The following is a 10741-nucleotide window of genomic DNA, read 5'->3' on the forward strand; positions in this document are numbered from 1 at the left end:
GCATCTCGCCGACCTGACCGTCCAGCGCGGCCATCTGCGCCCGCAGGTTCTCCGCACCCCCGAGCAGCGCCTGCGCGAATCCGTGCATCATGGTCGGGTCGACGCGCAGATCGTTCTGGGCAGCCATAGCCGCAACTTATTGAGCGCCGGGCCCGCCCACAATTCACCCTGGACCGCCCAGACCGCACCCCGCCGCTGCCATACTGGTCCCATGACCCGCCCGAAGGTGCAGCTGCTGACCCGCCACGGCTGCACAATCTGCGCGCAGGCCTACGCGCGGCTGACCGAACTGGCCGGGGAGCTGGGCTTCGACCTCTCCAGCACCGACGTCGACGCCACGGCGGCCGCCGGCGACCCCGGGCTACGCGCCAAATTCGGCGACTGCCTGCCGGTCGTCCTGCTGGACGGCCGGGAGCACAGTTACTGGGAAATCGACGAACCCCGCCTGCGTGCCGACCTTGCCCGTTGACGCCACCAGCCGGGTGCGTTGTAGCTGCGGACTCAAATATTTGGTAGCCCACCGAATAAACGTTTACCGTAGACAGCAGTTCACTTACTGGAGTAGCGAGGGAGCTAGCCAGGTGATGCTGCCGTGAGCATCCTGCTCCTCGGGGTTTCGCACCGTAGTGCGCCGGTTTCCGTTCTGGAACAACTCAGTATCGACGAATCCGACCGCAACAAAATCATCGAGCGGGTGCTGCAATCGCCCCTGGTCACCGAGGCCATGGTGCTCTCGACATGCAACCGGGTCGAGGTCTACGCCGTCGTCGAAGCGTTCCACGGCGGATTGGCGGTCATCGGCCAGGTGCTCTCGGATTACTCCGGAATGTCGATGGCCGACCTCACCAAATACATCTACGTGCGCTACAGCGAGGCCGCCGTCGAGCACCTGTTCGCCGTCGCCAGCGGCCTGGACTCCGCGGTAGTCGGCGAGCAGCAGGTGCTGGGCCAGGTCCGCCGCGCCTACACCGCCGCCGAGGCGAACCGCGCCGTCGGCCGGGTGCTGCACGAGCTGGCGCAACGCGCACTGTCGGTGGGCAAGCGGGTGCACTTCGAAACGTCCATCGACTCCGCCGGCGTCTCGGTGGTGTCCGTAGCCCTGGGCATGGCTGACCGCAAGGTCGGCGGCCTGACCGGCAAGACCGCGGTGGTCGTGGGCGCCGGGTCGATGGGTGCGCTGTCGGCGACCCACCTGATCCGCGCCGGCGTCGACCACATCCTGGTGCTCAACCGATCGTTGGCCCGGGGTCAGCGGCTGGTCCGCAAGATCCGCGACGAAGGTGTGCGCGCCCAGGCGCTGACCCTCGACCGGATGCCCGACGCCCTGGCCGAAGCCGACATCGTGATCAGCTGCACGGGTGCGGTCAGTCCCGTGGTCTCACTGGCCGACGTACACCACGCGCTTGCCGCCGCCCAGCGGCACGAAACGGGACGCCCGCTGCTGATCTGCGACCTGGGCATGCCGCGCGACGTCGACCCCGCGGTGGCCGGGCTGCCCGGTGTATGGGTCGTCGACGTCGAGCGCATCCAACACGAACCCGCCGCGCATGCCGCCGCGGCCGACGTCGACGCGGCCCGCCACATCGTGGCCGCCGAACTCGCCGCCTACCTCGCCGGACAGCGGATGGCCGAGGCGACCCCGACCGTGACGGCGCTGCGCCAGCGCGCCGCCGACGTCGTCGAAGCCGAACTGTTGCGACTGGAAAACCGGCTCCCGGGCCTGGAGAGCGCCCAGCGCGAGGAGGTGGCGCGCACCGTCCGCCGGGTGGTGGACAAACTGCTGCATGCGCCCACGGTCCGCATCAAGCAACTCGCCAGCGCGCCCGGCGGGGACAGCTACGCCGAGGCGTTGCGGGAGCTGTTCGAACTCGACCAGACCGCCATCGACTCCGTAGCCGCCGTCGGAGCGGGTGAACTGCCGGTTGTGTCAACGCGTTTCGACACCGGCACGCAGCAACCCGGCGAGTAACCGATTGGCGCACGTGATCCGTATCGGCACGCGGGGCAGTCTGCTGGCCACTACGCAGGCCTGCGTCGTCAGGGACGCACTGATCGCCAACGGCCACCCCGCCGAGTTGGTGATCGTTAGCACGGCGGGTGACCGGTCGTCGGCCCCCATCGAAAGTCTGGGCGTCGGCGTCTTCACCACCGCACTGCGCGAGGCCATCCTGGACGGCCGCGTCGACGCCGCGGTGCACTCGCACAAGGATTTGCCCACCACCAACGACCCGAGGTTCACGATTGCGGCGATACCGCCGCGCAACGACCCTCGCGACGTACTGGTGGCGTGCGACGGATTGGTGCTCGGGGAATTGCCGGCGGGCGCGCTGGTGGGCACCTCTTCCCCGCGACGGGCCGCACAGCTTAGAGCATTGGGTCTCGGTTTGGAAATCTGCCCCCTACGAGGCAACCTAGATACCAGGTTGAACAGGGTAAGCAGTGGTGATCTTGACGCCGTCGTGGTGGCCCGGGCCGGATTGGCCCGACTGGGCCGCCTCGCTGATGTCACCGAGACGCTAGAGCCGGTGCAAATGTTGCCAGCACCGGCTCAGGGTGCGCTCGCCGTCGAGTGCCGCGCCGACGATAGTCGGCTCGCGGCGGTGCTGGCGGAGCTGGACGACGCGGAGACGCGCGCGGCGATCACCACGGAGCGAGCGCTGTTGGCCGAATTGGAGGCCGGTTGCTCCGCACCGGTGGGAGCGATCGCCGAGGTGGTCGAGTCCATCGATGAGGACGGCCGGGTCTTCGACGAGCTGTCGCTGCGCGGTTGCGTGGCGGCGCTGGATGGATCCGACGTGATCCGTGCGTCCGGCATCGGCGCTCCCGAGCGGGCACGAGAACTAGGGCTCTCGGTGGCTGCGGAGCTGTTGGAGTTGGGCGCGGGGGAGTTGATTGGCCAAGCGCGGCGCGATCCCGCGCACGAGAACTGAATGACCTCAAAAGGACTTGGGAGCGATAATGACGACGCGAGGGCGTAAGCCGAGACCGGGCCGCATCACGTTCGTGGGCTCCGGCCCGGGCGACCCGGGATTGTTGACCACGCGTGCGGCCGCCGTGCTGGCCAACGCCGCCTTGGTGTTCACCGATCCCGACGTGCCCGAGCCCGTGCTCGCGCTGATCGGGACCGACCTGCCGCCCGTCTCGGGCCCGGCGCCGGCCAACCCGCCCGCGGCGACGGCCGACGGCTCCACTGACGGCGACCACCCGCCGGTCGCGCCCGCCGTGCTGTCCGGTGGTGCCGACATCCGCCCGGCACTCGGTGAGTCCGCCGAGGTGGCCAAGACGCTGACGGCCGAGGCCCGCACCGGGGTCGACGTGGTGCGCCTGGTGGCTGGTGACCCGCTGACACTGGACGCGGTGATCAGCGAGGTGAACGCCGTCGCGCGCACCCACCTGCACGTCGAGATCGTGCCGGGGCTGGCGCCGATTAGTGCGGTGCCGACCTACGCGGGGCTGCCGCTGGGTTCGTCGCACACGGTCGCCGACGTGCGCCACCCGAATGTGGACTGGGAGGCGCTGGCGGCGGCGCCGGGACCGTTGATCCTGCAGGCCACCCCGACGCATCTGGCCGACGCGGCCCGCACCCTGATCGAGCACGAACTGGCCGACACCACGCCGTGCGTGGTGACCGCGCAGGGCACCACCTGTCAGCAGCGGTCGATCGAAACGACGCTGCAGGGGCTCACCGACCCTGCCGTGGTGGCAGGTGCGGGCGACCCGGCCGGCCCATTGACCGGGCAGCTGGTGGTGACCATCGGCAAGACGGTAAACAACCGGTCGAAGCTGAACTGGTGGGAGAGCCGGGCGCTGTACGGCTGGACCGTGCTGGTCCCGCGCACCAAGGACCAGGCCGGCGAGATGAGCGAGCGGCTGACGTCCTACGGAGCGCTGCCGGTGGAGGTGCCGACCATCGCCGTCGAACCGCCGCGCAGCCCCGCCCAGATGGAGCGTGCCGTCAAGGGACTGGTCGACGGCCGGTTCCAGTGGGTGGTGTTCACCTCCACCAACGCGGTGCGCGCCGTGTGGGAGAAGTTCGGCGAGTTCGGCCTAGACGCCCGCGCGTTCTCCGGCGTGAAGATCGCCTGCGTCGGAGAGTCGACGGCGGACCGGGTCCGGGCGTTTGGCATCAGCCCCGAGCTGGTGCCGGCCGGGGAGCAGTCCTCGCTGGGCCTGCTCGACGACTTCCCGCCCTACGACAGCATTTTCGACCCGGTGAACCGGGTGCTGCTGCCGCGCGCCGACATCGCCACCGAGACCCTGGCTGAGGGTCTGCGCGAGCGTGGCTGGGAGATCGAGGATGTCAGCGCGTACCGGACGGTGCGCGCGGCGCCGCCGCCGGCAGCCACCCGGGAAATGATCAAGACGGGCGGCTTCGACGCGGTCTGCTTCACCTCCAGCTCGACGGTGCGCAACCTGGTCGGTATCGCCGGTAAGCCGCACTCGCGCACCATCATCGCCTGCATCGGTCCCAAGACCGCCGAGACCGCGGCCGAATTCGGCCTGCGGGTGGACGTGCAGCCCGAGACCGCCGCGGTCGGTCCGTTGGTCGACGCGTTGGCCGAGCACGCCGCGCGGTTGCGCGCCGAGGGTGCGCTGCCGCCGCCGCGTAAGAAGAGTCGCAGGCGCTAGCCGATGGCGTATCCGCGGCAGCGGCCGCGTCGGCTGCGCTCCACTCCCGCCCTGCGTCGCTTGGTCGCGCAAACATCGCTGGAGCCAAGGCATTTGGTGCTACCGATGTTCGTCGCCGACGGCATCGACGAGCCGCGACCGATCCCGTCCATGCCGGGCGTGGTGCAGCACACCCGCGAGTCGCTGCGTCGCGCCGCCGCCGACGCGGTGGCCGCCGGCGTGGGCGGAGTGATGTTATTCGGGGTGCCGCGCGACGAGGACAAGGATGCGGCCGGCTCGGCCAGCACCGACCCCGACGGCATTCTCAACGTGGCGCTGCGTGACCTGGCCAAGGATCTCGGCGACGCCACGGTGCTGATGGCCGACACCTGCCTCGACGAGTTCACCGATCACGGTCACTGCGGCGTCCTTGACGGCCGGGGTCGTGTCGACAACGACGCAACTCTGAGCCGATACGTGAAACTTGCTGTGGCACAAGCGGAATCAGGCGCCCACGTGGTGGGCCCGAGCGGGATGATGGACGGTCAAGTGGGGGCCATTCGCGACGGCTTGGACGCCGCCGGCTACACCGACGTGGTGATCCTGGCCTACGCTGCAAAGTTCGCGTCGGCGTTCTACGGCTCGTTCCGGGAGGCGGTGAGCTCGAACTTGTCCGGCGACCGGCGCACCTACCAACAGGAACCCGGCAACTCCCGGGAAGCGGTCCGCGAGATCGAGCTGGACATCGACGAAGGCGCCGACATCATAATGGTCAAACCCGCCCTGGGGTATCTCGACGTGCTGGCCGCCGCGGCGGACGTGTCACCGGTGTCGGTGGCCGCCTATCAGGTTTCCGGCGAATACGCGATGATTTGTGCTGCGGCGGAAAAGAATTGGATCGACGGGTGCGCGGCGGCACTGGAATCGCTGATCAGCATCCGCCGGGCCGGCGCCGACATCGTGCTCAGCTACTGGGCCGTGGACGCGGCGGGTTGGCTTTCCTGACGGCTACATCGGCGGTAATAGTCACGGGGACGAGGCTCCAATGACCACAGCCAAAGACGCCAACTCCAGGCCGTTGTTCTACGAACCCGGCGCCAGCTGGCTGTGGGTGCTGTCGGGTGCGGCGGCGGCCGCGCGGATCCACGTCTCGGTGGAACTGACCCCCGAAGCCCTGCGCCAGGGCACCCAGACGCTGCTGGTGCGCGAAATCGTCAAGGTGTTCCCTGAGCCCGAGCATCCGGCCAACTCCGACAACGAGCTGGCGAAGTGGCAGTCGTCGCGCGCACTAGGTGAGCTGTTCGGCGTTCCCCGCGGCCGCACCGGCATCGTCCTCAAGCTCACCGAGGGGCGCACGACGCAGGCCTGGGCGAAACGCCACCGCCAACTCCGCGATGCGCTCACCCTGCTGGTGCAGGAGCGCGTGGAGCCGGCCCGGTCGGACGCCACCGACCTCGATCATCACGACGACGATGGGTCACCGCTGTGAGCGCCCGCATTCGCGCCGCGGTCGAGCTCGGCCTGGCCTGCCTGGCGCTGGTCGGCGTCGGGGCGAGCTGGCTGCATGCACGCCACGCCGTCGCCGTTGCGCCTGTCGTCGACGGGCAGCCGTCGACGACGGCGCTGGTGTACTACCCGCAGTTACTGCTGCTGGCCATGCTGTTGGCGATGACCGCCGGGATATTGGCAGTCCTGGGGACTGCCCGGTTGCGGCGTGACCGGACCGCTAAGCCGACTTCCTGATCAACGGCAGCGCCAGACGGCGGCGGAACACGACTGCGTCGGCCAGGTCGCCGAACGCCTCGGGCACCGAACCCACCGCCGGGAACACGCATTCGCCGTCGCCGTCGGTCAATTGCTCGACCACGCCCGGGCCCGCGACCAGCGTCCACTGGACCCCGGCCTGGCGGCAGTCCTCGTCGAACGTGGACAGCAGGAACACAACCGCACCGGCGAAGTGCTCGGTGTTGCTGATGTCGAGCACGATGGGGTTGTCGCCGACGATGAAACGGCGAAGGCACTCGCCGACCTGGTCGACGTTGACTGCGTCGATCTCACCGCGCACGGTCAGCACCGTGGCGAGGTGACGGCAGTGGGCACGGACCTGAACGCCACCACAGTCGAGACTGCCGTTCCCTTGTCGAGCCGAAATTGCCATCGTCATCTAAGGCCCCCATCATTTCTGTTTCTGGCCGAAGGCCGACACAACGTCGACCGGAGCTATCTCCTACGGTGCCTCCGAATCCTAAGGGGACCGGAAGCCGCTTTTAACTGTTTGCTAAAAAGCTGGCTCGCCGGGAGCCGGCCCGTGAACCTCGCGGCCACGCCGTCGCTGTGACACCATCCGGCCCGCCACGCTGTTAGGCTGCTCTGGCTGCCGGTTGCGAGTTGGGGGCTTGTGATAGGGCGAAATGCCCGGTCAGCCGGGGTGGAAAGCGAACGAAACTGGAGAGTCCAGACCGAAAGACAAAGCCCTGTGCCCAGCCGAGAGACTACCGGTGAGATTAGGGGCGAGATCAAGGCCCTGACGGGACTCCGCATCGTCGCCGCTGTGTGGGTGGTGCTGTTTCACTTCCGGCCGATGCTCAGCGACATCTCGCCCGATTTCCGGGAAAGTCTCGCCCCGGTGCTCAACTGCGGCGCGCAGGGCGTCGACCTGTTCTTCATCCTCAGCGGATTCGTGCTGACGTGGAACTACCTCGACCGGATGGGCCGGACCTGGTCGACGCGGGCGACGCTGCATTTCCTTTGGCTGCGGCTGGCCCGGGTGTGGCCGGTATACCTGGTCACCCTGCACCTGGCCGCGCTGTTGGTGATCCTGTCGCTGCATGTGGGTCACGTGCCGCTACCGGAGGCGAACGATCTCACCGCGATTAGCTATGTGTGCCAGGTGCTGCTCGTGCAGTTGTGGTTCAAGCCGTTCTTCGACGGCACCAGCTGGGATGGCCCGGCCTGGTCGATCAGCGCGGAGTGGCTGGCCTACCTGCTGTTCGGCGTGCTGGCGCTGGTGGTGTTCCGGATGAAGCTGGCCACCCGGGCGCGGACCTTAATGTGGCTGGCTGTCGCGGCCTCGCTGCCGCCGGTGGTGCTGCTGCTGGCCAGCGGGCACTTCTACACGCCGTGGAGCTGGCTGCCGCGGATCGTGACCCAGTTCGCGGCGGGCGCGCTGGCCTGCGCGGCCGTGCACCGGTTGCGGCTGACCGATCCTGGCCGCCGCATCGCCGGCTACCTGTCCGTGCTGCTGGTGGTCGCCGCCGTCGGCGTCCTGTACTGGTTTAGCACCCACCCGATCAGCGGTGTCGTGGAGAACGACAGCGGCGGGGTGGTCGACGTGCTGTTCATCCCGCTCGTCATCACCCTGGCGGTCGGCCTGGGCAGCCTGCCGAGATTGTTGTCCACCCGGGTGATGGTCTACAGCGGGCAGATCTCGTTCTGCCTGTACATGGTGCACGAGCTGGTGCACACCAGCTGGGGATGGGCGGTCGAGCAGTTCGAGCTCACGCCCTGGGAGTCCGACTCGCCGTGGAAGTGGAACGTTTTGGGCCTCATCGCGATCGCGTTTGGTTTGTCCAGCCTGCTGTACCACTTTGTAGAGGAACCGGCCCGGCGCTGGATGCGCCGGATGGTCGACGTCCGGCCCGCGAATCCGCCGACCGAGTCCGGCGAATCCGCCAAGGTGCATAAGATCGGCGGCGGGCGAGACTCGGTGTCCGTCCGCGCGGTGTAATCACAGCCTCATTTCGCTGACGAATTACGCTGTGCCCCACGACCTCTCGGAGCGGCATGCGGCTGTGTCGGGCGCGTCGTACTGGTAGTTTGTCCTGTGCTGATCGCGTTGGGTTCACGACGGAGCAGGGACAGGGGAGGCGCGCGTGAGTCGACTGGCCGCGTTTGCCGTGAATCTGACCCTGGTGGCTGGGATGATCGGTGCCGTCGTGACTCATCATGCGGGCCCGCGCACCCATGCCTTCGTCACGCTGGGCTCGCGGCTCTCGCACATCGCGGTGGTCGGCGATTCCTACACCACCGGCACCGACTTGGGCGGCCTGGGCCCGAAGGCGTGGACGTCGCTGACCTGGCAGGCGCTCACCAAGCGGGGGATGAAGATCGCCCCCGATGTCGCGGCCGAGGGCAGGGCCGGTTACGTCGTTCCCGGCGATCACGGCAGCATCTTCCAAGATCTGACTGCGCGGGTGGCCAAGCCGGAGGACGTGCTGGTGGTGTTCTTCGGATCCCGCAACGATCAGGGCTCCGATCTGGGCCTGCTGGCCGGCAGGGTCCGCGATACCTTCACCCTGGCGCGCATCCTGGCGCCGTCGGCGCGATTTCTGGTGATCGGCCCGCCGTGGCCGACTGCGGACGTGCCCCTGGACATTCTGCAGATTCGCGATGTGCTGAACGCCGAGGCGCGGGCGGCGGGAGCGGCGTTCGCCGACCCGATCAGCGCGCGCTGGTTCGTCGACCGGCCCGACCTGATCGGCCCGGATGGCGTGCACCCCAACGACGCTGGGCATCGTTACATGGCCGACAAGATCGCACCACTGATTCGCACGCAACTGCTAACGTAGTAGGGCGCTGAGATTCGCGGCGGCTTTGACGCCGTCAAACCGCTAGTCGAGCAACAGATTTCGCGTCAACAAAGGGCGCTAGTCTTCTGCGTGCCGCTCGTAGTCCCACTGTTCCAGGCGTGCTTGCAGGTGCATCAACCCAATTCCGGCGACTGGTATGACAGCCGCGATGCAAACCAGCAACAGCGGGGACATTTCAAACCTCCAAAACCCTTTACATTCCTAACACGTTCGCTCCTGCGGCGCGGTTCATTTGCAAAGAAAGTCACCGCAACGTCATCCGTCCGTTATGGCTCGATCGACCAGTGCACCCAGCACCGGTGCGATCAGTTGCGCGTATTCGGTTGTGAAGTGGTTGTCGTCCCGAAACACCAGGGTGTTACCGACGATCACGGGCAGCGTTCTTCGGTGCAGAACAGATCGGTGAGGTCGGCGTAGTGGCCGCCGTTGCCGGTGGTCGCGGTGCGCCCCGCGGCGATGCCGCCCTCGTTGACCGGCGCGGTGTGCACGCGACGGCGTCGTTCAAATGCCCGGACAGGCAGGTGGGCACCGGGGCGTGCGGGTCCGGTGCGGGACCGAGGACCAGAACGGTCGCCCGCCGTGGCGCAGCTGTGCCACGGTGCGGCCCCAGGGTCTCGATCCACGCCGGGTCGTAGGACTCGAAACCGAAATCGCCGCCGTAGCGCCGGCTCATGTCCAACACCACCAGGCGCGGATTGTTCGGTGGCTATCCGGCCCAGCACCTGGCCGCGCCACTGCTCGCACTCGGTGTACTCGCGACCCAGATACGGGCTGTCGATGGGCAGATCCTGGATGGGGCAGGTCACCTTGGTCATCGTCTCCAGCCGCCAGTGCCGCTGCTCGGCAATCTGCTGCAACGCCGATTCCACATCGCCGCGTGCGAATCACCAATCAGGGCAACCGTCGTCGCAGACCGGTGTCGCCCGCCGCCCCACACCCGCCGCGACGGCGGTGCGCACCTGCGCGAAGGCCTGCTGCACGACGGCCTTGTGCGCGTCGGTGGCGTGTGGACTGGCGGACGGCAGCGCCAGGATGGTCGCTTTCGACGCGGCCGGGCCTTGACCGACCGGCACCGGGATGACCGTCAGCAGCATGCATGCGGACGCGGTGACGGCGCTGGCGACCCCGGCGACGACCAAGTTCGCCTTGGCCGAGCGGCGCAAGGCGGCGGCGAACCGGCCGGGGTTTTCGACCAGATGGAAGGTGACCACGGCCAGGCCGGCGGGGTCACCCAGCAGCTGCGGCAGCGACAGCAGCAACCGGCCAATGCCCACAGATACTAGGAGTACGACACCCGTCCGACGGCGCGCAGCGCAGGCCGGCACAGCAGGCAGCCGCCCCGAGGTTGCCGGTGGCGCTGCCGGCGCCGATCACCAGCGCGGTGCCCAGCACCGGCAGCAGCGCAGCGGTGCCGGGGTAGGGTGTGGCGGGTCCCAGCCGGGGCCCGGGGGGGACCCGTCGCCTCTTCACATCTGGCGGTGGTGGCGGTAGGGGGTGTGTGGGGGTGGGGGGGGGGGGGGGGGGGGTGGGGTGTAGGTGGGGGG

10 protein-coding genes and 1 pseudogene are annotated in these 10741 nt (G+C 68.3%); 9 read left to right on the plus strand and 2 right to left on the minus strand.

Annotated features, from left to right (window positions below; genetic code table 11):
* The first annotated feature begins 211 nt into the window (after window positions 1-211).
* The 7 genes from FQ389_RS16815 (at window position 212) to FQ389_RS16845 (ending at window position 6351) form a co-directional block, all read left to right on the plus strand.
* Window positions 212-469, plus strand: coding sequence for a glutaredoxin family protein (locus tag FQ389_RS16815; RefSeq protein WP_144209676.1), 258 nt, complete (start codon window positions 212-214; stop codon window positions 467-469).
* A 123-nt stretch (window positions 470-592) separates the two neighbouring features.
* Window positions 593-1969, plus strand: a complete 1377-nt coding sequence (locus FQ389_RS16820) for a glutamyl-tRNA reductase (RefSeq protein WP_144209679.1) — start codon at window positions 593-595, stop codon at window positions 1967-1969.
* 13 nt (window positions 1970-1982) lie between these two features.
* Window positions 1983-2930 (plus strand): hydroxymethylbilane synthase, encoded by a 948-nt coding sequence (hemC, locus tag FQ389_RS16825; RefSeq protein ID WP_144209682.1) that lies wholly within the window; start codon window positions 1983-1985, stop codon window positions 2928-2930.
* 28 nt (window positions 2931-2958) lie between these two features.
* Complete coding sequence (locus tag FQ389_RS16830; protein WP_144209685.1) at window positions 2959-4629, plus strand: bifunctional uroporphyrinogen-III C-methyltransferase/uroporphyrinogen-III synthase; 1671 nt, start codon at window positions 2959-2961, stop codon at window positions 4627-4629.
* Window positions 4630-4632: 3 nt separating this feature from the next.
* Window positions 4633-5613, plus strand: coding sequence for a porphobilinogen synthase (gene hemB, locus FQ389_RS16835; RefSeq protein ID WP_144209688.1), 981 nt, complete (start codon window positions 4633-4635; stop codon window positions 5611-5613).
* A gap of 40 nt (window positions 5614-5653) precedes the next feature.
* Window positions 5654-6097: a DUF3093 domain-containing protein gene (locus tag FQ389_RS16840; protein WP_260860860.1), complete on the plus strand. Its 444-nt coding sequence runs from the start codon at window positions 5654-5656 to the stop codon at window positions 6095-6097.
* Window positions 6094-6351 carry a hypothetical protein gene (locus tag FQ389_RS16845; RefSeq protein ID WP_144209691.1) on the plus strand — a complete coding sequence of 86 codons (258 nt, stop codon included), beginning with the start codon at window positions 6094-6096 and terminating at the stop codon, window positions 6349-6351. The genes FQ389_RS16840 and FQ389_RS16845 overlap by 4 nt, the downstream gene beginning before the upstream one ends.
* Here the strand turns inward: FQ389_RS16845 and FQ389_RS16850 are convergent.
* Window positions 6335-6772 (minus strand): STAS domain-containing protein, encoded by a 438-nt coding sequence (locus tag FQ389_RS16850; protein WP_144209694.1) that lies wholly within the window; start codon window positions 6770-6772, stop codon window positions 6335-6337. The genes FQ389_RS16845 and FQ389_RS16850 overlap by 17 nt on opposite strands.
* A 312-nt stretch (window positions 6773-7084) precedes the next feature.
* Here FQ389_RS16850 and FQ389_RS16855 point away from each other — a divergent pair, with 312 nt between their 5' ends.
* Entirely contained in the window at window positions 7085-8335 is a 1251-nt protein-coding gene (locus FQ389_RS16855; RefSeq protein ID WP_260860861.1) for an acyltransferase family protein, read from the plus strand.
* 145 nt (window positions 8336-8480) lie between these two features.
* On the plus strand, window positions 8481-9176 hold the full coding sequence (locus tag FQ389_RS16860; protein ID WP_144209700.1) for an Rv0518 family GDSL lipase: 696 nt from the start codon (window positions 8481-8483) through the stop codon (window positions 9174-9176).
* Between the two features lie 276 nt (window positions 9177-9452).
* Here FQ389_RS16860 and FQ389_RS20925 read toward each other — a convergent pair.
* A pseudogene (locus FQ389_RS20925) lies at window positions 9453-10637 on the minus strand (acyltransferase family protein); the annotation flags it as partial.
* Between the last annotated feature and the right edge of the window lie 104 nt (window positions 10638-10741).

Origin of the sequence: Mycobacterium tilburgii, assembly GCF_902168065.1 — a bacterium.
Lineage (GTDB): Bacteria > Actinomycetota > Actinomycetes > Mycobacteriales > Mycobacteriaceae > Mycobacterium > Mycobacterium tilburgii.